The organism is Allobosea sp. 10L417 (genome assembly GCF_056395485.1).
This window is the reverse complement of sequence record NZ_JBFTJP010000006.1, coordinates 149,524-170,936: the sequence shown is the minus strand read 5'-3', so window position 1 is coordinate 170,936 and position 21,413 is coordinate 149,524. Positions and strand designations below refer to the sequence as shown.

18 protein-coding genes are annotated in these 21,413 nt (G+C 66.2%); 12 read left to right on the top strand and 6 right to left on the bottom strand.

Annotated features, from left to right (window positions below; translation table 11 throughout):
* Positions 1-4 precede the first annotated feature (4 nt).
* The 3 genes from AC1DE3_RS16580 to AC1DE3_RS16570 all read right to left on the bottom strand — a co-directional run bounded on the left by AC1DE3_RS16580 (position 5) and on the right by AC1DE3_RS16570 (position 4,905).
* Positions 5-1,951, bottom strand: a complete 1,947-nt coding sequence (locus AC1DE3_RS16580; protein WP_476852577.1) for an ABC transporter substrate-binding protein — start codon at positions 1,949-1,951, stop codon at positions 5-7.
* Positions 1,948-3,831, bottom strand: coding sequence for an ABC transporter ATP-binding protein (locus AC1DE3_RS16575; RefSeq protein WP_476780004.1), 1,884 nt, complete (start codon positions 3,829-3,831; stop codon positions 1,948-1,950). The genes AC1DE3_RS16580 and AC1DE3_RS16575 overlap by 4 nt, the downstream gene beginning before the upstream one ends.
* Positions 3,832-3,927: 96 nt before the next feature.
* Positions 3,928-4,905 carry a polysaccharide lyase family 20 protein gene (locus AC1DE3_RS16570; RefSeq protein ID WP_476780003.1) on the bottom strand — a complete coding sequence of 326 codons (978 nt, stop codon included), beginning with the start codon at positions 4,903-4,905 and terminating at the stop codon, positions 3,928-3,930.
* Between the two features lie 161 nt (positions 4,906-5,066).
* On the opposite strand from AC1DE3_RS16570, the gene AC1DE3_RS16565 reads away from it, so the two are divergent.
* The 11 genes from AC1DE3_RS16565 to AC1DE3_RS16515 all read left to right on the top strand — a co-directional run bounded on the left by AC1DE3_RS16565 (position 5,067) and on the right by AC1DE3_RS16515 (position 18,056).
* The gene (locus tag AC1DE3_RS16565; RefSeq protein WP_476780002.1) at positions 5,067-7,802 is read left to right on the top strand and encodes an ABC transporter transmembrane domain-containing protein; all 2,736 of its coding nucleotides are present in this window, start codon (positions 5,067-5,069) and stop codon (positions 7,800-7,802) included.
* Entirely contained in the window at positions 7,799-8,248 is a 450-nt protein-coding gene (locus AC1DE3_RS16560) for a Crp/Fnr family transcriptional regulator (RefSeq protein ID WP_441510690.1), read from the top strand. Before AC1DE3_RS16565 ends, AC1DE3_RS16560 begins: the two co-directional genes overlap by 4 nt.
* Before the next feature lie 16 nt (positions 8,249-8,264).
* Positions 8,265-10,097, top strand: a complete 1,833-nt coding sequence (locus AC1DE3_RS16555; RefSeq protein WP_476852576.1) for an adenylate/guanylate cyclase domain-containing protein — start codon at positions 8,265-8,267, stop codon at positions 10,095-10,097.
* Between the two features lie 75 nt (positions 10,098-10,172).
* Positions 10,173-10,835, top strand: a complete 663-nt coding sequence (locus AC1DE3_RS16550; protein WP_476780000.1) for a class I SAM-dependent methyltransferase — start codon at positions 10,173-10,175, stop codon at positions 10,833-10,835.
* Complete coding sequence (locus AC1DE3_RS16545) at positions 10,832-12,082, top strand: glycosyltransferase (RefSeq protein WP_476779999.1); 1,251 nt, start codon at positions 10,832-10,834, stop codon at positions 12,080-12,082. The genes AC1DE3_RS16550 and AC1DE3_RS16545 overlap by 4 nt, the downstream gene beginning before the upstream one ends.
* On the top strand, positions 12,079-13,224 hold the full coding sequence (locus AC1DE3_RS16540) for a glycosyltransferase family protein (protein ID WP_476779998.1): 1,146 nt from the start codon (positions 12,079-12,081) through the stop codon (positions 13,222-13,224). The genes AC1DE3_RS16545 and AC1DE3_RS16540 overlap by 4 nt, the downstream gene beginning before the upstream one ends.
* A gap of 169 nt (positions 13,225-13,393) precedes the next feature.
* Positions 13,394-14,377: a cobaltochelatase subunit CobS gene (cobS, locus tag AC1DE3_RS16535; RefSeq protein WP_441510685.1), complete on the top strand. Its 984-nt coding sequence runs from the start codon at positions 13,394-13,396 to the stop codon at positions 14,375-14,377.
* Between the two features lie 16 nt (positions 14,378-14,393).
* Entirely contained in the window at positions 14,394-14,744 is a 351-nt protein-coding gene (locus AC1DE3_RS16530; RefSeq protein ID WP_476779997.1) for a GFA family protein, read from the top strand.
* An 8-nt stretch (positions 14,745-14,752) separates the two neighbouring features.
* The gene (locus AC1DE3_RS16525) at positions 14,753-15,169 is read left to right on the top strand and encodes a GNAT family N-acetyltransferase (RefSeq protein ID WP_476852575.1); all 417 of its coding nucleotides are present in this window, start codon (positions 14,753-14,755) and stop codon (positions 15,167-15,169) included.
* Positions 15,166-17,058, top strand: a complete 1,893-nt coding sequence (cobT, locus tag AC1DE3_RS16520; protein ID WP_441510682.1) for a cobaltochelatase subunit CobT — start codon at positions 15,166-15,168, stop codon at positions 17,056-17,058. The genes AC1DE3_RS16525 and cobT overlap by 4 nt, the downstream gene beginning before the upstream one ends.
* Entirely contained in the window at positions 17,058-18,056 is a 999-nt protein-coding gene (locus tag AC1DE3_RS16515; protein WP_476852574.1) for an esterase-like activity of phytase family protein, read from the top strand. Before cobT ends, AC1DE3_RS16515 begins: the two co-directional genes overlap by 1 nt.
* Positions 18,057-18,233: 177 nt before the next feature.
* On the opposite strand, the gene rpmB is transcribed toward AC1DE3_RS16515, so the two are convergent.
* Positions 18,234-18,521, bottom strand: a complete 288-nt coding sequence (rpmB, locus tag AC1DE3_RS16510; RefSeq protein WP_441510680.1) for a 50S ribosomal protein L28 — start codon at positions 18,519-18,521, stop codon at positions 18,234-18,236.
* Positions 18,522-18,809: 288 nt separating this feature from the next.
* On the opposite strand from rpmB, the gene AC1DE3_RS16505 reads away from it, so the two are divergent.
* On the top strand, positions 18,810-19,622 hold the full coding sequence (locus AC1DE3_RS16505) for a DUF3108 domain-containing protein (RefSeq protein ID WP_476852573.1): 813 nt from the start codon (positions 18,810-18,812) through the stop codon (positions 19,620-19,622).
* 8 nt (positions 19,623-19,630) lie between these two features.
* Here AC1DE3_RS16505 and AC1DE3_RS16500 read toward each other — a convergent pair whose 3' ends face one another.
* Positions 19,631-19,963, bottom strand: a complete 333-nt coding sequence (locus AC1DE3_RS16500) for an NIPSNAP family protein (protein ID WP_476779993.1) — start codon at positions 19,961-19,963, stop codon at positions 19,631-19,633.
* A gap of 2 nt (positions 19,964-19,965) precedes the next feature.
* Positions 19,966-21,150, bottom strand: a complete 1,185-nt coding sequence (locus AC1DE3_RS16495; RefSeq protein ID WP_476779992.1) for a pyridoxal phosphate-dependent aminotransferase — start codon at positions 21,148-21,150, stop codon at positions 19,966-19,968.
* Positions 21,151-21,413 lie beyond the last annotated feature (263 nt).

Here is a 21,413-nt window from a genome sequence, read left to right as displayed (position 1 = left end):
CGGATCAGCCTTTGGTCTCTGGCCGATCGAACCAGAAGGTGTCGGGCATGTAGCGGCCGATGAAGGCACCGGGCTCGAAGCTGTAGAGGCCGACCTCGGGCACATTGCGCAGATCGCGGGAGACGACGATGGGTTGCAGCGTGCTGTTGATCACGCCGATGGTGAACACCTGCTCGGCATTGATGGCCAGCATCTTGTGCCAGATGGCGCGGCGCTGGTCGCGCGTCGAGCTCATCCGCCATTCCTCGTAGAGCCGCACCAGTTCGTTGACCTCGTGCGAGGCCGGTCTCTCGCCCTCGCGGCCGCTGGTCTCGATGAACTGGCCCCAACGCGGCCACTGGAACTGAGCCGAGGAGGTCGGCGCCAGCGCATCAGGTTCCATGTCGGAGGTGACGAGCGCGTTGTCCATGCCGGCCCAGGCCGACATGACGGTCTGGCCCGCGACGATGCGGCGGCGGAAGACGTCGCGTTGCGTGGAGCGCGGATAGATTTTGATGCCGACGGTCAAGAAATCCTGCTTGAGGAGGTCGAGGATGTCCGTCTCCTCCGTGTTCTCGCCGGCCGTTTCGATGGTGAATTCGAGCCTGCGCCCGTCGGGAAGCAGGCGCACGCCGTCATCGTCGTGCTTGGTCAGGCCGATCTCGTCGAGAAGCCGGTTCGCCAGCCCGGGGTCATGCTGAATCCAGAGCGAAGCGAGCGTCGGATCGTAGAGCGGGCTTTCCGGCAAGGCCGTGTTGGCGCTTTCGCGTGCCAAGCCGAAGAAGATCACTTTGTTGACGTCGGCGCGATTGATCGCGACCGAGAGCGCGCGGCGATAGCGCACGTCGCGATTGAGGTCGCGCCAGACCGGATCGATGGCGTTCAGATTCGGCAGAAGCGCGAAGTAGGAGCCCTCGGCCCGTTTCCAGAGCTTGACCTCGAAGTTCATCCGCTTCGAGGCCTCCTTGAGGAAGGTGTAGTTGTCGAAGCGGATGTAGCGGGCCTGAAGATCGGCCTCTCCCGCAGCCGCCTTGGCCGGGATCAGTGAGCTCGTACCGAGGGTCAGCGTGACCTGATCGGCATAGGGCAGCTGCCGGCCCTTCTCGTCGACACGGTGGAAGAAGGCATTGCGTTCGAACACGAATTGCTCGGCCGGCAGGGGCGTGGTGTTGCGCCAGGGCTCGAGCGTCGGAAGGTTCGGGTTTTCCGGCCGGTACATGCGCGAGAGGCGCTCATGGAGCGCGCCCCAGTCGCGCACGCGGTTCTCCTTCACCCGCTGGACCAACTCGTGCTTGGGTGCGTGCTTCTCGTGGAACTGCTTGAGGTAGCGCGACGGCATGAAGATATAGGTCGGTTGCGCGCCCGCCAGCGCCGGCAGGAAGATCGGGTTCGGCATCTCCCAGCTGTAGCGAACCTCGGTCTCGCTCAGCACTTCAAAGAAGGGGAGATTGCCGCCAGCCAGCATCGCCTGAGGCGGTCCGCCGGGCGACAGGCGCTTGTTGTTGGCGACATCCTCCCACCAGTAGCGGAAATCCTCCGTGGTGAAGGGAGAGCCGTCGGACCAGCGATGGCCGGTGCGCAGGCGCAGCGTGAAGATGCGGCCGTCCTGGACGTCGCAGCTCTCGAGAACGTCCGGCACGAGCTCCAGAGTCTCATCGTAGACCATCAGGCGCGTGTAGCCGTAGAGGGTCATCATCCGGACATCGCGCTGATCGCCCATCAGCATGCGGATATTGCCGCCATGGCGCCCCGGGGTGCGGCCGAGCTTGCCGAGGTTAATGAGGCGGGGCAACGCCGGCAGGCGCTGCGCCACCGGCGGCAGCGTCCCCGCGGCGACCTTCTCGGCGAAGAAGGGGCTGTCGATCGGGGCAGGTTGAGCCAGCGCGCGGCGGGGCAGCGCGGCCCCGGCAAGCGCGACCGTTCCCAACAGCAGGGCGCCGCGGCGCGTCGTGTGCGAGCGACGGGAGGTCATGGGACCATCTCCCGCACATCGGCATTGGGCCGCGCAAGGACGTAGTGACCGCTTCCGAGCGACAGATGCGCCAGGTCAGAGGCGTCGGAACCGACCTTGAAGGCGTCACCCCAATGGCTGTCATCGGATGCACCGCCAGGCGCCGCGAGCTTGAAGTCGAGCTTGCGATCGAGATCGGGGAAAGGCACGGAGCGCAGCAGCGCCTTGGTGTAGGGATGGACCGGCTTGGTGAAGAGGATATGGCGCGGCGCCAGCTCGACGATGCGGCCATTGGCCATCACCGCGATGCGATCCGCCATGTAGTTCACCACGGCGAGGTTGTGCGAGATGAACAGGAAGGTGAGGTCCCGTTCGGCCTGGAGATCCTTCAGCAGGTTGAGGATCTGCGCCTGCACGGAGACATCGAGCGCCGAGACCGGTTCGTCGCAGATGATCAGCTCGGGATCGAGCGCCAGGGCGCGGGCGATGCCGATGCGCTGGCGCTGGCCGCCCGAGAAGGAATGCGGATAGCGGTTCAGGAAGCGGACATCGAGCCCGACATCCTGCATCAGGGAGCGAACCCGTTCGTCCTGAGCAGCAGAGTGGCCCCTGTCGTGGACCGCGAGCGGCTCGCGCAGGATGTTCATCACCGTCATGCGTGGCGACAGCGACGAGACGGGATCCTGGAAGATCATCTGGATGCGCGGGCGGAAGGCCCGCAATGCCTCGCCCTTCAGCCCGAGCACGTCGACCCGTTCATGGCCGTCATCGAAGACGACTTCTCCCGAATCGGCTGTGACGGCCCGCATCACGATCTTGCTGACCGTCGTCTTGCCGCAGCCGCTCTCGCCGACGAGACCGAGGCATTCGCCGCGGCGGATGTCGAAGCTGACATCGTCGACGGCTTTCACGACACTTTGCGTACCCTTGCCGAAGAAGCCGCGGGAGCCGGTGACATAGGTCTTGCGGAGGTTGCGGACCCGCAGGAGCGGCGTGTTCTCGCGATCTCCCGGCGGCGGGGCGGGGCGGGGCGCCGCCGGGGGGCGGGGCCTGGCTTCGCGCAGCGCGACGAGGCGCTCGCCCTCTTGCATGTCGAAATGCGGCGAGGCGTTCAGCAGCGCCTTGAGATAGGGATGGCGCGGCTGCCGGAAAATGTCCTCGACCGGGCCTCGCTCCAGGATCTCGCCGTGGAATATCACCACCACCTCGTCGGCCATGTTGGCGACGACGCCGAGATCGTGGGTGATCAGCAGGATCGCCATGCCCATCTCGGCCTGGAGATCGCGCATCAGGTCGAGCACCTGCGCCTGGATGGTGACGTCGAGCGCGGTGGTCGGCTCGTCGGCGATCAGCAGGGCCGGCTTGCAGATCAGCGCCATGGCAAGCATGGCGCGCTGGCGCAGGCCGCCGGAGAGCTCGAAGGGATACAGCCCATAGGCGCGATGGGCGTTCTTGAAGCCGACGCGCTTCAGCATGGCCTCGATCAGGCCGCGCGCCTCGGCTTTCGGCATCGGCCGATGCAGGAGCAAGGCTTCCTCGATCTGGTTGCCGATGGTGTGGACCGGCGAGAGCGAGGACATCGGCTCCTGGAAGATCATGCCGATGCGGCCGCCGCGCAGGGCCCGGATCTCGGGGCCTTCGGCAGGCAGCGCCGCGATGTCGGTCACGCTCTGCGGCGCCAGCGGGTCGCGGAACAGAATCTCACCCCCCGTCACGGCGCCCGCGCGGGGCAACAGGCCCATGATGGCCTGCGAGATGACTGATTTGCCGGAGCCGGATTCGCCCACGAGCGCGACGGTCTTGCCGGCGGGAACGCGCAGGCTCGCGCCCTTCACCACCTCGCGGGACAGGCCGTGAACCGTGAAGCCGATACGCAGGTCGCTGATGCGCAGGATATCCATAGCCCGATCTGACGCCACCCCGGAACCGTCCGCAATTCTCCTGACTTCACTAGACGTCTAAAGTTCGGTCTTGCCAATGACTTTCGACATAGCGACTCATTCGGCCGGACATTGGCCGAGCCGGATGACATCGCTGCAACGCGGCCCCCGGCGGAAACCGCCGTAGCTGACGCTCCAGGGCTGGAGGCCGGGGGCGCGGTAGGGGCCGAATTTGAAGTACTGGTTGGTGGCGAGACCCGGGCCGCTATGGCCGATATGCCCGCGGATGGTCACGATCGGGTCGCCGTTGGCCATGATCTCGATGTATCCGTCGCCATGGGGGCCTGGTTGCGATCGGATCACGAAATCGATCCAACCGTTCCGGGCCGCCGGCAGATCGGCATGGCGTGTGACCTGGATGCCCGGGGCACAGGCATCGAAATAGCCGGGGTAGCTTTCGCGCGCAGCGCCGGCCTCGATCGCGACCAGAGCCCGCGTCTGGCGAACCTTCGGGCGGTCGAGCACCAGGGCCTCGCCGGGGCGGCAGCCATCCGGGCGCTCGGGGCTCCCGATTGGATAGGACGCGATGCGATCCGTCTCGACGGTGACGCCGAGATGCCCGCGATAGAGCCGCAGTGCCAGGAAGGGCGAGTAGTCTCCCACGGCGCCGGGGAGGATCTCTCGCTTCCATTGGGCGATCACATATCTGCGATCGTCCTGCGGCAGCGGGGCGTCGAGACGCAGGGCCAGCCCGTACCAGACCGTGCTGCCATAGGGAGCAAGCACCTGCGGGCGCTCCCAGACCTCGGCGCGCTCGCTGCAGCCGAGCTGGTGGGGTGGGCAGGCCGCCATGACCGTGAGGGTCAGCGCGCCGGTGCCGGCCGAAGGCGAGGCAGGGCTGAAAACCATCCGGCCGGCGCGCTGCTCGACGTTCTCCTTGTAGAATAGCCCGCCCTCGGCGGCGAAACCGCCCTTGTCGAAGCCATCATGCAGGAGGTCGGAAGCGTTGCCGGCTGCGACTTCGGCGCAGGCGGATGCAAGGGGGGAAGCAACCGCGACCACAAGAGCAGCACAGGCAATGGCCGTACGGAGCAACAGGCGCCTCACATCGACCCCCGACGCGGCGCGATCCGGCTGTGCCGCAGGTTCAAAGTGGCTCGCATTGCACTCCGCCGCAACCTCACCACATATGGTCGCTCGCAGGGGCCTTGCCCCGAGATGACAGCGCCGTCGGCGTTTCGCGACAGGATTGCCCTTTGGAGCCCAACCTCTTCCGTTACATCTGGCAGAAGAGTCGCGGCGAGCAGATCATCGTCCTGCTGATCATCGTTGTCTCGATACCCTTCAACTGGGCCTCGTTCGACGTCCCCAAGCGGATCGTCAACGACGCCATCCAGGGAGGGGCCTTCAGAGGCGGCAAGACCACCGCCACCTTCATGGAAATGACGCTGCATCTGCCGTCCTGGCTCGGTGGGGCGACGCTGAGGCTGTTCGAAGGGTTTCAGGTCAATCAGGTCGGGCTCCTCATGGGGCTCTCCAGCTATTTCCTGGTGCTCGTTCTGATCAACGGCGCCTTCAAATACATCGTCAACGTGCGCAAGGGCATTCTCGGCGAGCGCATGCTGCGGCGCATGCGCTACGACCTTTTCAGCCAGCTGCTGCGGTTTCGCCCGGAGGAGATCCGGGCAGTCAAGCCGGCAGAGATCGCCAGCATGATCAAGGACGAGGTCGAGCCCATCGGCGGCTTCGTCGGCGACGCGTTCATCCAGCCGGTCTTCCTGCTGAGCCAAGCCCTGACCGCGCTCGTTTTCATCATGGTGCAGAGCTTCTGGCTCGGCTCGATCGCCCTGCTGATCGTGCTGGCGCAGGCCATCATCATCCCGATCCTGCGCCGCGAGCAGCTGAGATTGGGCCGCGAGCGCCAGATCGCATCCCGCCAGCTTGCAGGAAGGATCGGCGAAATCGTCGATGCCGGGCCGATGATCCAGGGGCACGGCGCTGCGGGATACGTTCAGGCGGATATCGCCGCGCGCCTCGGGCGCCTCTTCGACATCCGCTACGAGCTCTACAAGCGCAAGTTCGCGGTCAAGTTCCTCAATAACCTGCTGGCGCAGGTCACGCCGTTCTTCTTCTATGCGATAGGCGGCTATTTCGCGCTGCAGGGACGCCTCGACATCGGCCAGCTGGTGGCGGTGATCGCGGCCTATCGTGACCTGCCTTCGCCGATCAAGGAGCTGATCGACTGGGACCAGCAGCGCAACGACGTCACGATCAAATACGAGCAGGTGATTTCCCAGTTCAACAGCGACGACACGCTCGTCCTCGACGAGGCGAATGGCTGCTCGCCGCTGCCGGTCAAGGGAAGCATCCGGCTCGAGGCCGTGCAGATGCTGGACAATCGCGGGCAGCCGCTGCTGACGCCGCTTTCATTCAGCCTTCAGCGCCCGGGCTGCGTCGCGTTGATCGGCCCCCATGGCAGTGGCGGGGATGTGCTCGGCCGCATCCTCGGGCGACAGGCGACAAATTATTCGGGGCGGGTGCTCATCGATGGCGAACTGCTCGCGGACATGTCGGTCGAGCGGGCGAGCCATCTGATCGGCTATTCCGGAGACCAAGCGGAGATCATCGCCGGGACGATGCGGGACAACATCCTGTTGCCGCTGCGGCGGCGTCGGCCGGAGATCAAGTCCGAGGGGCCGGTTTCACCGGAGGAGCATCGCCGCTTTGTCGAGGCGGTCCGCTCGGGCAACTCGCCATTTCCGTTCGAAGCGGACTGGACGGATTACGACGGCGTCGGGGTCGCCGACGCGGCCGAGCTCGCGGCGCGGGTGCGCGAGCTGCTCGACGTGTTCGGCTGCACGCAGGACGTGTTCGAGCTCGGCCTGGGCGGCAAGGTGATGCCGCCGGTGAGCGCGGAAGCCACCGAGCGCATCATTACCGCCCGTCAGGTCGTGGCGGCGGAGCTCGAGCGCATCAACCTTGGCGAGCTGATCGAGCCCTTCGTCCTCGACCGCTACAACCGAAATGCTTCGATTGCCGAAAACCTGATCTTCGGGACACGGACCAGCGCCCGCTTCGCCAATGCGACGCTGCTCTTCGAGCCTTACGCCCAATCGATCCTCAAGGCGGAGGCCCTGGTCGAGCCGATGACCGAGATGGGCGGGCGGATCGTCGCGACCGTCGTCGAGATCTTCGCCGGCCTGCCGCCAGGGCATGCGCTGTTCGAGCGCTATACCTTCGGCGAGAATTTCGATTTCGAGCGCCTCAACGAGCTGGCGGCCATCCTGGCCAAGCACGATATGCGAAGCCCGCTCGACCAGGAGACGGAGCGCGACCTGGTGGCGCTGGCACTGGGCTATATCGAGCCCAAGCACCGGCTGAACCTGATCGACGACCGGCTCGAGCGCCGTGTCCTCAGAGCGCGGGCAAGCTTCCGCAAGCACCTGCCGGCCGATGCTGCAGCCGATGTGGACTTCTATGCTCCCGATAAGGTCATGCTCGGCGCCAGCGTGCGGGACAACCTGATGTTCGGCCGCATCGGCTACGGCATCCCCGACGCAGGCCGGAAGGTGGCGGAGATCGTGTTGCAGGCGCTCGAACGCTCAGGCCTCGGGGAAGCGCTGTATCGCCTCGGGCTCGATACCGAGAGCGGCATCCGCGGGCGCTATCTGCCAGCGCGTCTGCTGCATGCGATTCCCCTGGCGCAGGCTCTCGTCAAGGCGCCGCAGATCGCTGTGCTCGACGTCTCGGCCCTGCTCGCAATCTCCGACGAGCCGGAGAAGATCGTCGCCCGGCTACGCAGCTATTGCGCTGGTATGACGCTGTTTCTTCTGCTGGGAGATGCTAGACTCGTTGAGGATGTCCCGATGCGGGTCGTTTTCCATGGGGCGACCGGCTCGGTCGAGGCGGGCGGGGCGCTCGAGGCGGCGAACGATGTCGGCGGCCAGGCGTTACGCTTTGCGGATGCCCAGCGAATGGAGGCACGGTCATGAGTCTGGAAGCCGATATCGGCTGCTTGCGCAGCCTGCCGCTGTTTCGCGACATGCCTCCCTCGCGGCTCAAGCTCGTCGCCCTCATGGGCGAAAGATTGCGCTTCGAACCGGGTGCAGTCCTGATCGACCAGAAGGACCGGCTGGACGGCGTCTATGTCATTCTCGAGGGGGATGTCGAATTCTCGCAGTCGCGCCCGGACGGCGAAGGGCGTCGGTTCCAGAAGGACGCCGGCAGCATTACCGGAGACGTATCGCTGCTCAGCGGCCGGCCGTTCATCGGCACGGTCAGCGCGAAGACGCCGGTCCTGGCGCTGAGAATTCCGAAGGACCTGTTCTTCGAACTGCTCCAGACCGTGCCGGAATTCAGCCTTGCGGTCTGCCGCGACCTGGCGGATCGCGTTCATCGTCTTGCGAGCGTCTTGCTCCGCGAGCACGAAACCGTCTGATGAGGTCAAGCGTCGTATGAATCGGCCACAAGCCGCCGGCACGCAGCGCCCGCAGATGGCGCGCAGCAGCATGGGCGCGAGCATCGATCAGGTCTCGTCCTGGAGCCGCGACATCCGCCTCGTCTCGGGCCTGATCCTGCTGACCTTCGCGACGACGCATTTCCTCAACCATGCCATGGGCATCCTCGGCCTCGATGTCATGGAGCGCGTCCAGGACTGGCGCTACAATGTCTGGCATTCCCGCATCGGGACGATCGTGCTCTACGGCGCACTGATCATCCATCCGGTGTTCGCGCTGCTGCGCGTGGTCCAGCGGCGCACCTTCAAGATGCCGCTGCGCGAGATGCTGCAGATCGCGCTGGGTCTCGCGATACCGCTCCTGCTGGTCGATCACATCGTCAGCACGCGCGTGCTGGGGTATTATTTCGGCGTCGACGAGACCTATCATGCCGTGCTTCGGCGGCTGTGGCCGAGCCGTGCGCTGCTGCAGTCGCTGCTGCTGCTGCTGGTCTGGACGMATGGCATCCTCGGTCTCCATTTCATGCTGCGTTCGCGCGACGCCTATCGCCATTGGCGCGATCCGTTCCTGCTCGTCTCGATCCTGATCCCGCTGCTGGCATTGATCGGCTTCATGGTGGCGGCACGCGAGGCCGAGCGGATGGCGCTCCCGCCCGAGTTCGTCACCGACGCGCAGCGGGTGATGTTCGACCGCGACGTGATGTGGGCGAAGAGCGCCTTCTACGGGCTGGTGGGCGCCTTCGTGCTGTTCGTCGGCATCCGCGAGATCCGGGTCAGGACGCGACGGGAGATCACGGTACGTTTCGTCGGTCACGGTACGCGGCGGCTGGTGCCGGGGCCGACGGTGCTTGAGATGTTCCGGCGCTTCGGCATTCCGCACGCGGCGCTCTGCGGCGGGCGGGCGCGCTGCGCCACCTGCCGCGTGCTGGTGATGGACGGCATCGACAAGCTGCCGTCGCCGGGGCCGAACGAAGCCAGGTTGCTGCGGCGCATCTCCGCGCCGGAAGGTGTCCGGCTTGCCTGCCAGATCAGGCCGCAAGACGACCTGCAGGTGCAGATCCTGCTCGCCTCGCGCCTGAACGCCGCCGGTGCGCGCACGTTGCAGCCCGACGATGCCGTCAACAAACGCGGCCTGACGGTGGTGGTCGCCGATCTGCGTGCCTTCTCGGCGCTCTCGGAGCGGCAGCTGCCCCGCGAACTGATCGGTCTGCTCAACCGCTTCTTCGACGAGATGGGCCAGGCGATCACGGCCCATGACGGGCGCATCGATGCCTTCTACGGCGATGGCTTCATGGCCGTGTTCGGCCTCGAGGGCTCGCAGGCGCGCGGCGCGCAGGCGGCGATCAGCGCTGCGGCCGACATCGTACGGGCGGTTGACGCGCTCAACCGCGAGTTTGGTGTGGCGCTGCCTCTGCCGCTGAGGATCGGGATCGGGATCCATACCGGCGATGCCATCACCGGTGCGGTCGAGAACGACAATCTCGGCCGGCGCGAGATCACGGTTGGTGAAACGGTCATGATCGCGAGCCAGCTCGAAGCCGCGACGCGCCGGGTTCTCGCCGATGTCGTGGTGTCGGAAGACACGATTCGCACTACCGGCCGCAGCTACGCTGGAACCGTGCCGCTCAAGATCGCGATCAAGGGGCGCGAGAAGCCGTTGACGGCCTATGGCTTTGCGAGCGCGCCGGAAATTGCCCGCCGCAAGCGCGAGGATGCGGCGATGGCGGCGAGGCCGATTCCGGCCGCTGCGTCGGAGGAAACAGCGGGCGACGCGGCCGAGCCGGCGGTGGGATCGGCATCCGGGACGGAAGAGGCGAATCCGCGCGATTGAACAGGCACGGGAGGCTGGCCTTTGCCGCAACCGCTGCCTATGGTCCCGCCAGTTTTTGCCGACAACGACGGAACCATGACGCCTGAACCTCCTTGCGAGGCCTTCCACGACCTGCTGCGCGGCATGGCGGCCTTATCCGGGAACCGCATCGTCGCCGATGTCGCACGCCTCTATGGCAAAGGCGCGCCGCCGGACCTGTCGATCGCCTGCAACCACAAGCAGATCGCCTCCAAGCAGTGGCTCGTCGAGGCGCTGGCCGAGGCCTGCCCGAAGCCGGAAGGCCCGGTCTGGGTGCTCGGCGCATGGTATGGTGTGCTCGGAGCGTTGCTGCTCGACGATCCGAGACTCGCTATCGATGAGGTGGTCAGCCTCGATATCGACCCGACCTGCGCGCCGATCGCGGAGATCCTGAATCACCGCCATGTCGCTTCCGGCCGCTTCCGGGCAGCGACAGCGGACATGATGGCGCTTGATTTCGCGGCTCAGTCACCCAGGCCCGGGCTCGTCGTCAACACAAGCTGCGAGCATCTCGCCGACGTGCCGGGCTGGATCGCGAGTTTGCCGGCCGGCCTGCCGCTCGTGCTGCAATCCAACGACTATTACCGCGAGCCGGATCATCGCAGCTGCGTGGCCTCCCTCGATGCCTTCCGCGAGCAGGCGGGGCTTGCCGAGGTCTGGTTCGCCGGGGCACGGCCGACGAAAAACTATACACGCTTCATGCTGATCGGCCGGCGATGACGACAGGCACGGTGCCGCGTATCGCGGTGGCGATGAAGGGCTATCCGCGGCTGTCGGAGACCTTCATCGCGCAGGAATTGCTCGGGCTGCAACAGCGCGGCCTCGCCTTCGAGATCTGGTCGCTCCGGCATCCGACCGACGGCGCCAAGCACCTGATGCACAACCAGATCATCGCACCGGTGCGCTACCTGCCGGAATATCTGCATGACGAACCGGGGCGGGTGGCGCGCGCAGTGTTCGGCGCGTTGACCCAGCCCGGCTTCCGCAAGCTCCTGGCGCTCTTCCTGCGCGATCTTGCCCGTGACCGGACGCGCAACCGCCTGCGCCGCTTCGGTCAGGCCTGCGTGATGGCGCGAGAACTGCCCGAGGATATCCGGCACCTGCATGTGCATTACCTGCACACGCCGGCTTCGGTCATCCGCTACGCGGCCCTGCTGCGCGGCCTGAGCTGGTCCTTCTCCGCCCATGCCAAGGACATCTGGACGACGCCCGACTGGGAAAAACGGGAGAAGATCGCCGATGCCGCCTGGGGCGTGACCTGCACGCAGGACGGCTTTCGCGAGCTCGGGCGGCTCTCCGACCAGCCCGACAAAGTGGAGCTCGTCTATCACGGGCTCGACCTCACCCGCTTTCCGCCGCCCGCCCCGAGGTCCGGTCGCGACGGCTCGGATGCGGCCGATCCGGTGCGCTTCGTCACCATCGGGCGAGCCGTGGCGAAGAAGGGCTTCGACGATCTGCTGGAATCCCTGGCCCGATTGCCCTGCATATTGCATTGGCGGCTGACCCATATCGGCGGCGGCGAGATGCTGACGACGCTGAAGGAGAAGGCGCGTTCCCTCGGCCTCGATGACAAGGTCGTCTGGGCGGGACCGAAGGCGCAGGACGAGGTCATCGCCGCGCTCAGGGCTGCCGATCTCTTCGTCCTGCCCTCGAAGCAGGCCGGCGACGGCGACCGCGACGGGCTGCCGAACGTCGTGATGGAGGCCGCGAGCCAGGCCCTGCCGATCGTGGCAACCGATTTCGCCGGGATTCCGGAATTCGTTCGGCATGGTGTCGAGGGGCTTCTGGTGCAGCCCGGTGACATCGACGGGCTTGCCGGGGTGCTCGGTGAGCTCGCCTGTTCGCCGCAGCAGCGGGGGCAGCTCGGCTATCGCGCGCTGGCGCGGCTGACCGGCGCCTTCTCGGCGGCTGCCGGACTGGACGGCATCGCTGCGCGGCTACACGCCTCTGCCGAAGAAAAGGCATGAGCGCGACCGTCCTCATCGCGGTGACGCATCTGCTCGGGTCGGGCCATCTGGTGCGTGCGGCCAATCTGGCACGGGCGCTGGCGCGAGAAGGGTTCGCGGTGACTCTGGCGAGCGGCGGCATGCCGTTGTGGCCGATGGAGCAGGAGCCCTTCACCTTCGTGCAGTTGCCGCCGGTCAGAACGGAGGGCATCGATTTCCGCACGCTGCTCGACGAGGCCGGTCGGCCCATCGACCTCGAACGCAAGGCCCAGCGCGTTGCGGCTTTGGAAGGGCTGGCGACAGGTTTGCGGCCCGATGCGGTGATCGTCGAACATTTCCCGTTCGGGCGCCGACAGCTCGCCGCCGAATTTCTCGCCCTGATCGCGGCGGCGCGGGCCGCCAATCCGAGGACCCTCGTGCTCTCCTCGGTCCGGGACGTGCTGGTAAGGCCGCGCCCTGAGCGCATAGCGGAGGCCGAGGGGCGGCTCGCGACGCTGTTCGATGCGGTGCTGGTCCATGGCGATGCGGATTTCCTGCCGCTCGACCGCTCCTGGCCAGTCGATGCGAGGCTGGCGGCCAAGCTGCGCTACACCGGCTACATGGCCGAAGCGCCGGCTGCCGACGCGCCGATCGAGACCGGCGAAGTGCTCGTATCCGGCGGCGGTTCCGCCGCGGCCATTCCGTTGTTCGCACTCGCCATCGCGGCGGCGAAGCTCGGTCCGCAGGAGCGGCGCTGGCGCATCCTAGTCGGGCGTGCGGTCGGCGGGGACGTCTTCGGCCGGCTGCGGGCAGACGCGCCGGCGCATGTCACGGTCGAGCGCGTGCGGCCCGATTTCCCGGCGCTGCTCGCCGGCTGTGCGATCTCGATCAGCCAGGCGGGCTATAACACGGTGCTCGACCTCGTCGCCGCACGGCGCCCCGCCATCGTCGTCCCGTTCGATGCCGGTGGCGAGACGGAGCAGGCCGTCAGAGCCGAAGCGATGGAGCGTGCCGGGCTGGCGCGTTGCCTGCGGATTTCGGGGGAGGGGGCTTTGACACCAGATCGGTTGGCGGCCGCCGTCGCCGCCGGAATCGGCCGAAACCCGCCCGGCATCGCTCTCGCACTCGACGGTGCCCGCAATGCGGTCGCAATGGTGAAACAGCTCCTGGACGAGCGCGTCTGAGCGATCACGAGCCGTGGCCGGCATGCCCTTTGCGAGGGCCAGGGTGCAGCTTTGCGAATTGCCGCTTCCGGTCTTTCGCTCTAATGAGGGATGATCCGCCTCCCTCCTCGGTCGGCTCTGGGCAAACCGGCATGTAGCCGGCCACGGCCCTGCGCCTGGAGACAAGATGATGACGACGACGACCGCGCCCGGATTGCCCGACATGAAGTTGTCGGTTCGGCAGACTTTCGGGATCGATACGGACCTCGAAGTGCCGGCCTATTCGGCAGCCGATCCGCATGTGCCCGATTTCGACCCCGACTACCGTTTCGACCGCGACACCACCATCGCGATCCTCGCCGGCTTCGCGCATAACCGACGCGTCATGATCTCGGGCTATCACGGCACCGGCAAGTCGACCCATATCGAGCAGGTCGCGGCCCGCCTCAACTGGCCCTGCGTCCGCGTCAACCTCGACAGCCACGTCTCGCGCCTCGATCTCGTCGGCAAGGACGCGATCGTGCTCAAGGAAGGCAAGCAGATCACCGAGTTCCAGGACGGCATCCTGCCCTGGGCGCTGCAGAACAACATCGCGCTCGTCTTCGACGAATATGACGCCGGCCGCCCAGACGTGATGTTCGTGATCCAGCGCGTGCTCGAACAGTCCGGCAAGCTGACGCTTCTCGACCAGAAGCGCGTCATCCGCCCTCATCCGGCCTTCCGGCTGTTCGCGACCGCCAACACGGTTGGTCTTGGCGACACTTCGGGCCTCTATCACGGCACGCAGCAGATCAACCAGGGCCAGATGGACCGCTGGTCGATCGTCACCACGCTGAACTACCTGCCGCATGACAACGAGGTCGCGATCGTTCTCGCGAAGTCGAAGCACTATCAGAAGAGCCCGGAGGGCAAGGACATCGTCAACAAGATGGTCCGCGTCGCCGATCTCACCCGCAACGCGTTCATGAACGGCGATCTCTCGACCGTGATGAGCCCGCGCACGGTCATCACCTGGGCGGAGAACGCGGCGATCTTCGGCGATATCGGCTTCGCCTTCCGCGTCACCTTCCTGAACAAGTGCGACGAGATGGAGCGCACGCTGGTGGCCGAGTTCTTCCAGCGCTCCTTCGGCAAGGAACTGCCGGAAAGCGCGGCGAATGTGGTGCTGAGCTAACGAGAGGACACGAGCCATGGCGCAGTACCAGGGAAGCTGTCACTGCGGGCGTGTCGCCTATGAGGTCGAGGCCGATCTCGGGACGACGCTCACCTGCAACTGCTCCTATTGCCAGCGCCGTGGCTCGATCCTCGCGTTCTCGCCCGCCAGCACCTTCACCCTCACCAAGGGTGAGGATGCGCTGACCGAGTACCGTTTCCACACGCAGAAGATCCAGCATCTGTTCTGCGAGACCTGCGGCGTCGAATCCTTTGCCAAGGCGAATGGGCCCGACGGCACGCCGATGGTCGCGGTCAATGTGCGCTGCCTCGCCGGCATCGAGCCGACCGAATTGTCGCCGACGGCCTATGACGGGCGTTCGCGCTAGGAGGGGTTGTGGTCGCGATCACGGTCGAGCCCGAGCAGGACGAGACGCGTGCCGCGGTGCTGCGTGGCCTGAGCGCGCATAACCAGGCGAAGGTCGGCCCCCGGAACGCCAAGCCGCTGGCCATCAGCCTGCGCGACGAGAGCGGCGAGATCGTCGGCGGCCTCGTCGGCGAGCTGAAATGGGAATGGCTCTATGTCGATCTGCTCTGGATCGACGAGGCCCATCGCGGCGCGGGATTGGGCGAGACGCTGGTCGCGCGAGCCGAAGACGAGGCTCGCCAGCACGGCGCCAAGGGTGTCTTTCTCGGGACAATGAGCATCCATGCGCCGGGCTTCTATCCCAAGCTCGGCTATCGCGAATGCGGCCGGATGGAGAACTATCCGGTGGCGGGTCAATCGCTGCATCACTTCACGAAGGCGCTATGAGCATCTCGAACCGCAAGCCTGGAACGCCGAAGGAAGCCCCGGCCGAGCCGCTGAAGCGGGCGATCTCGGGCGCGATGAAGGCGATCGCGCGCAAGCCGGAGATGGAAATCGTCTTTGCCTCGGACAAGCCGTCGCTGGTCGGCGAGCGGGCGCGACTGCCCGAGCCGCCGCGCAAGCTCAGCGTCGGCGATGTCGCGATCCTTCGCGGCCATGCCGATTCGATGGCGCTACGCCTTGCCTGCCATGACGCCGCGATCCATCGCCGCGCCGCGCCGGAGGGCGATGCTGCCCGCGCCGTCTTCGATGCCGTCGAGCAGGCGCGCGTCGAATCGATCGGCGCGCGGCGGATGTCCGGCATGGCCGGCAACATCACCGCGATGCTGGAGGACCGCTATCATCGCGGCGGGCGTTACGAGGAAATCACCGATCGCGCCGACGCGCCACTCGAGGATGCTCTGGCGCTGATGGTGCGCGAGCGCCTGACGGGCCTGAAGCCGCCGAAGGCGGCCGAAAAGATCGTCGAGCTCTGGCGCGAGCAGATCGAAGCCAAGGCCGGGAGCGATCTCGACAGGCTCTCCAAGACGATCGAGGACCAGCGCGGCTTCGCCCGTACGGTGCGCGACATGCTGGCCTCGCTCGACATGGCCGATCAGACCGCGCAGGGCGACGAGTCCGAGGAGGACGAGGACAACCAGGACCAGTCCTCCGAGGACCAGCAGCAGCAGGAAGGCGAATCCGAGCAGGAGAGCGGCGCGGACCGCTCCGAGGTCGAGGTCAGCGAGGACGCGACCGAGGAGCTGCAGGAGGGCGCCTCCGAGGCGACCGACGCGCCGGCCGGCGACTGGGACGAGGAGGATGACAGCTCCGAATCCGAGGAGGCCGGCGAGGCGCCGCGTCCGCGCGAGAGCCGCGGCAATGAACGCCCCCAGACGGACTACAAGGCCTATACGACCAAGTTCGACGAGATCGTCACGGCCGAGGAGCTTTGCGACGCCGAGGAACTGACGCGCCTGCGCGCCTATCTCGACAAGCAGCTCGCGAATCTGCAGGGCGTCGTCGCACGCCTCGCCAACCGCCTGCAGCGGCGGTTGATGGCACAGCAGAACCGTTCCTGGCAGTTCGATCTGGAGGAAGGCGCGCTCGATCCTGCCCGCCTGCCGCGCATCATCATCGACCCGTTCCAGCCGCTCTCCTTCCGGCGGGAATCGGACGTCAATTTCCGCGACACGGTGGTGACCCTGCTGATCGACAATTCCGGCTCGATGCGCGGACGGCCGATCACGGTCGCCGCTACCTGCGCCGATATCCTCGCTCGCACGCTGGAGCGTTGCGGCGTCAAGGTCGAGCTCCTCGGCTTCACGACGCGCGCCTGGAAGGGCGGGCTGTCGCGCGAGGCCTGGCTGCAGTCGGGCAAGCCAGCCAATCCCGGCCGCCTCAACGACCTCAGGCACATCATCTACAAGGCCGCCGACGCGCCCTGGCGGCGCGCGCGCAAGAATCTCGGCCTGATGATGCGCGAGGGTCTGCTCAAGGAGAACATCGACGGCGAAGCGCTGGATTGGGCGCATAAGCGCCTGCTCGGCCGGCCGGAGCAGCGCAAGATCCTGATGGTGATCTCGGACGGCGCGCCGGTCGACGATTCCACCCTCTCGGTCAATGCCGGCAATTATCTCGAGCGGCATCTGCGCCATATCATCGCCGAGATCGAGAGCCGTTCGCCGGTCGAACTCATCGCCATCGGCATCGGCCACGACGTCACGCGCTACTACCGCCGCGCCGTCACCATCGTCGATGCCGAGGAACTGGGGGGCGTGATGACCGAGAAGCTCGCCGAGCTTTTCGAAGAGGACGGGCCAGCCGCCGGTCCCACGTCGCGCCGCCTGCATTGATGCGCCTGACACGGCGTGCCGCGCTTGCGGGCCTCGGCGGCCTGGTGCTGCCGGGGGTGGCGCAGGCCGCCGAGCAGACTCGCTTTCCAGTCTCGGTTTCAGCCCGGCCGCTCGCGGCCTTCGAACCGCGCAACCCCGAGCGGCGCCGATTCGGCGCGCTCCAGTTCCGCAGCGGCCTCGTGCTGTCGTCCGGGCATCCGCGCTTTGGCGGTTTCTCCGGCATGGCTCGACTCAAAGAAGGACGCGATCTCGTCGCAGTGACCGACCGCGGCTACTGGCTGACGGCGAGAATCGCTTCGCAAGGGGGCAAGCTTACCGGCCTCGCCGATGCCGAGATGGCTGCCATCCTCGGCGCCTCCGGACGGCCGCTTGCGCGTTCGGGGCTCTTCGACACCGAGAGCCTCTGCATCGCCGATGGCGTCGCCCATGTCGGGATCGAACGCCGGCACGAGATCGTGCGTTTCGACTGGGCGGGCGAGGGCGTCGAAGCGCGGGCGCGATCGGTGCCCGTGCCGCCCGAAATCAAACGCCTGCCGCGTAATCGCGGGCTGGAGGCGCTGGGTGTGGTGCCGGTAGGGCCGCTGAAGGGCGCGCTTGTCGCGGTCGCCGAGCGATCGGGCAAGGAGGACGAGCCGACCCTCGGCGCGATTCTCGGCGGTCCCCAGCCGGGGCTGTTCAAGGTCGCCAGGCATGACGGCTATGACATCACCGATCTCGCCTTTCTGCCGTCTGGCGACATGCTGCTGCTCGAGCGCTGGTACCAGCCGCTGCGGGGCGTCGGCATGAGGATGAGGCGAATCGCCGGGCGCGACATCCGGCCGGGCGCGCTGGTGGATGGACCGGGCCTGATCGAGGCCGATCTCGGCTATGAGATCGATAATATGGAAGGGCTGTCCGTCCATCAGGAGAACGGGCGCACAGTGCTGACCCTGATCTCGGACGACAATTTCTCCTTCCTGCAGCGGACGGTGCTGCTGGAATTCGAGCTGCTTTCGTAGAGAGAACGTCATGCTCGGGCTTGACCCGAGCATCTCATGACCAGTGGAACAGGAGCCTCTTCCCGCCCGAGATTCTCGGGTCTCCGCTTCGCCGCGCCCGAGAATGACGGCAGGTGTGGCCCAAACGAAAAAAGCGGCCTTTCGGCCGCTTCGTTCAACCCCGAAAGGGAAGCCCGCTCAGTTGGCGATAAGCTTCTTCTCGAGATCGCGCTTCAGGGTGAGCGCGCCGACCGAGAGGTCGCCGGCCGCAGCCTTGAGCAGGAAGGCGTCGAGGCCGCCGCGATGCTCGACCGAACGCAGGGCGTTGGCCGAAATGCGCAGGCGCACCGAACGGCCGAGCGCGTCCGACTGCAGCGTGACGTTCACGAGGTTCGGGCGGAAGACGGTCTTCGTCTTGCGGTTCGAGTGGCTGACGAGGTGGCCGGTCTGGGTGGCTTTCCCGGTCAGTTCGCAACGGCGGGCCATGGCAATCGTTCCTTACATCCCCAGGTCGCTCAAACAAAAAAACCGACACGCGACGTGCCGGCGAGCACCGGAAGTCAAATTGAAGTCGTGGTTCCATAGCCAAGCTCGCAGGCCTCGTCAAGGAAAACTCCCGCGGCCTGTTCACATCGCCTTCAGCGTTAACGAGGTGTAAAGATCGGCATCGGATGCTTCGTCCGGCCGTCGCTTCGCTGCGATGGGAAACCGGTCACGATTCGGACCGATTCAGAGTGCATGTCGCGCAGGATCGCGCCGTTCCGGAGGCAATGGATGAAATCCGCCGTCGCATCGTCCCTCGCAGCGCTGGTTCTCGCAGCCTGTCTGGCCGAGATGGCCGAGGCGGCCTCGCTCGATGCGCGCTACGACGTCTCCCTTCTCGGCATCACGTTGGGCACCGCGAGCCTCTCCGGCGGTATCGACGGATCGAGCTACAAGCTCGACATGGCCGCGAAGCTGACGGGAATCGTCGGCGGCGTGACCGGCGGCCGCGGCTCCGGCGCGGCGACCGGGGCACTGGTGGGCGGCAAGCTCGCGCCCAGGACCTTCGCCGTCAGCTCCGCCAATTCCAGCGAGAGCCGCACCGTGCGCATGGCGCTCGCCGATAACAGCGTCGCGGGCATCGATATCGAGCCGCCGATCGACGACAAGCCCGACCGCGTGCCGGTCACCGAGGGGCACAAGCGCAACATCGTCGATCCGCTCAGCGCTTTCCTTATGCCGGTCAACGGCAAGGGCAGGGACGGCGCCTGCAACCGCACACTGCCGATCTTCGACGGCGCGGCGCGCTACGACATCAAGCTCAGCAGCGCCGGGACCCGCAACGTCAAGCTCGACGGCTATAGCGGTCCGGTTTCCATTTGCCAGGCGCGCTATGTGCCGATTTCGGGCCACCGGGCGCTCCGGCCCAGCACCAAGTTCATGACCGAGAACAGAGACATCACAGCCTGGCTGGCGCCGGTCGCCGGCACCGATGTGATGGTGCCGGTGCGCATCTCCGTGAAGACGATGATCGGAACGGCGGTGATCGAGGCCTCGAGCTTCAAGGTCGATCCCGGCGTCACCGCGAGCGCGGCGCGGAACTGAGGGGGCTCTCAGGGCGCGCGCTTTACGCCCTGATCATCCTCGAAGACCGGCCGGAAGAATGACCGCTCGTAGCTGATGATGAAGCGGTCCTTTTCGTTCATCGCGAATGCGGCCTGACATTCGGGATCGTCGAAGGAGCGCTTGCGGTAATCCTCATAGGCCGCCAGTGTGGGAAAGCTGAACAAGGCGAGCGCCACGTTGGACACGCCTTCCGACGGCATGAAATAGCCGTGGTGCTTGCCGCCGAACTTCTCGACCAGCCGGATCCAGAGCTTGCCGTAAGCCTCGAAGGCCGGGAGCTGATGGGGATCGATGATATAGCGCAGATAACAGGTTACCATGTTCAGGCTCCGTGCCGGCTCTCGAGGAAAGCGCCCATCCGCTTGAGCGCCTTCTCGATGTTCTCTAGCGAGTTCGCGTAGGAGAGACGGATGTAGCCTTCGCCATGGACGCCGAAATCGGGTCCCCCGATTGTGGCGACGCCGGCTTCCTCCAGCAGGGCCGAGGCGAGCTTCTTCGCCTTCCAGCCGGTCTTGGTGATGTTTGGGAAGGCATAGAAGGCGCCCTTCGGCACGGCGCAGGAGACGCCCGGCAGGCCATTCAGCCCCTTCACCACCGCTTTACGGCGCCGGTCGAACTCGGCGACCATCGTGTGGACGGCGTCCTGCGGGCCGGTGAGCGCCGCCAGACCTGCCCATTGCGCGGGGGCGTTGACGCAGGAATGCGAGTTCACCGCAAGCTTGCGGGCGTTGTCGAGCAGCGGCTTCGGCCAGACCGAGTAGCCCAGGCGCCAGCCCGTCATCGCATAGGTCTTGGACCAGCCATTGAGCAGGATGAGGCGGTCGCGGATCTCGGGATAGCTGAGAAGACAGACATGCTTCTCGCCGTCATAGACCATCTGGTCGTAGATCTCGTCCGACATCACCGCGACGTCCGGGAAATCAGCCAGCCCCGCGACGAGCTTGTCGATCTCGCTCTTCGGCGTCACGCCGCCGGTCGGATTGGCCGGCGAGTTGATGATGAGGAGCCGGGTCTTCGGCGTGATCAGCGCGAGCGTCTCCTCGGCGGAGAAAGCAAAGCCGTTCTCCTCGCGAACCGGCACCGGGATCGGCGTCGCGCCGGTATATTCGATCATCGAGCGATAGATCGGGAAGCCGGGGTCCGGATAAAGAATTTCGGCGCCGGGCTCGCCGAACATCAGGATCGCCATGAACATGGTGACCTTGCCCCCCGGCACGATCATTACGCTCTCGGGAGAGACCTCGACCGCGAAGCGCTTGTGCAGGTCGGCGGCGACGGCCTCGCGCAGCGGCAGGATGCCGTTCGCCGGGGTGTAGCCATGATGGCCGTCGCGGAGTGCCTTCACCGCGGCCTCGACGATGTGCTCGGGCGTGGCGAAGTCCGGCTGGCCGATGCCGAGATTGATGATGTCCTTGCCCTGTCGCTGCAGCTCGGTCGCGCGCGCCAGCACGGCGAAGGCGTTCTCCTCGCCGATGCGGGCGAAGGATGGGACGACGTGAAGGGACATGGCGCGTTTCCTCGGCGGCGCTTTTCGGACGGTCAGATTGGCCGGTTCTGTCAGGGCGTGCCTTCTGACCCGCCTTTTCTTGGCGCCAAACCGGCAGGGCTGGCAAGCGTGTGCCGCGCACCACACGTTGTTGCATACTGCATACAGCATGAATAATTAGTATGACTATCAAGCAGAATGGCCCTTGCCGAGCTACCGGCGATCGGCATGATGGCTTGTCTCAAATCGTTTGAATGAGAGATCGGCAAACGGCCGTCAGCGCC

What these genes read in the sequence shown, in the direction of transcription:
- AC1DE3_RS16580 (WP_476852577.1), bottom strand. Translation starts at nt 1,951, where the DNA reads ATGACCTCCCGTCGCTCGCACACGACGCGCCGCGGCGCCCTGCTGTTG.
- AC1DE3_RS16575 (WP_476780004.1), bottom strand. Translation starts at nt 3,831, where the DNA reads ATGGATATCCTGCGCATCAGCGACCTGCGTATCGGCTTCACGGTTCAC.
- AC1DE3_RS16560 (WP_441510690.1), top strand. Translation starts at nt 7,799, where the DNA reads ATGAGTCTGGAAGCCGATATCGGCTGCTTGCGCAGCCTGCCGCTGTTT.
- AC1DE3_RS16550 (WP_476780000.1), top strand. Translation starts at nt 10,173, where the DNA reads ATGACGCCTGAACCTCCTTGCGAGGCCTTCCACGACCTGCTGCGCGGC.
- AC1DE3_RS16545 (WP_476779999.1), top strand. Translation starts at nt 10,832, where the DNA reads ATGACGACAGGCACGGTGCCGCGTATCGCGGTGGCGATGAAGGGCTAT.
- AC1DE3_RS16540 (WP_476779998.1), top strand. Translation starts at nt 12,079, where the DNA reads ATGAGCGCGACCGTCCTCATCGCGGTGACGCATCTGCTCGGGTCGGGC.
- cobS (WP_441510685.1), top strand. Translation starts at nt 13,394, where the DNA reads ATGACGACGACGACCGCGCCCGGATTGCCCGACATGAAGTTGTCGGTT.
- AC1DE3_RS16530 (WP_476779997.1), top strand. Translation starts at nt 14,394, where the DNA reads ATGGCGCAGTACCAGGGAAGCTGTCACTGCGGGCGTGTCGCCTATGAG.
- cobT (WP_441510682.1), top strand. Translation starts at nt 15,166, where the DNA reads ATGAGCATCTCGAACCGCAAGCCTGGAACGCCGAAGGAAGCCCCGGCC.
- AC1DE3_RS16515 (WP_476852574.1), top strand. Translation starts at nt 17,058, where the DNA reads ATGCGCCTGACACGGCGTGCCGCGCTTGCGGGCCTCGGCGGCCTGGTG.
- rpmB (WP_441510680.1), bottom strand. Translation starts at nt 18,521, where the DNA reads ATGGCCCGCCGTTGCGAACTGACCGGGAAAGCCACCCAGACCGGCCAC.
- AC1DE3_RS16505 (WP_476852573.1), top strand. Translation starts at nt 18,810, where the DNA reads ATGAAATCCGCCGTCGCATCGTCCCTCGCAGCGCTGGTTCTCGCAGCC.
- AC1DE3_RS16500 (WP_476779993.1), bottom strand. Translation starts at nt 19,963, where the DNA reads ATGGTAACCTGTTATCTGCGCTATATCATCGATCCCCATCAGCTCCCG.
- AC1DE3_RS16495 (WP_476779992.1), bottom strand. Translation starts at nt 21,150, where the DNA reads ATGTCCCTTCACGTCGTCCCATCCTTCGCCCGCATCGGCGAGGAGAAC.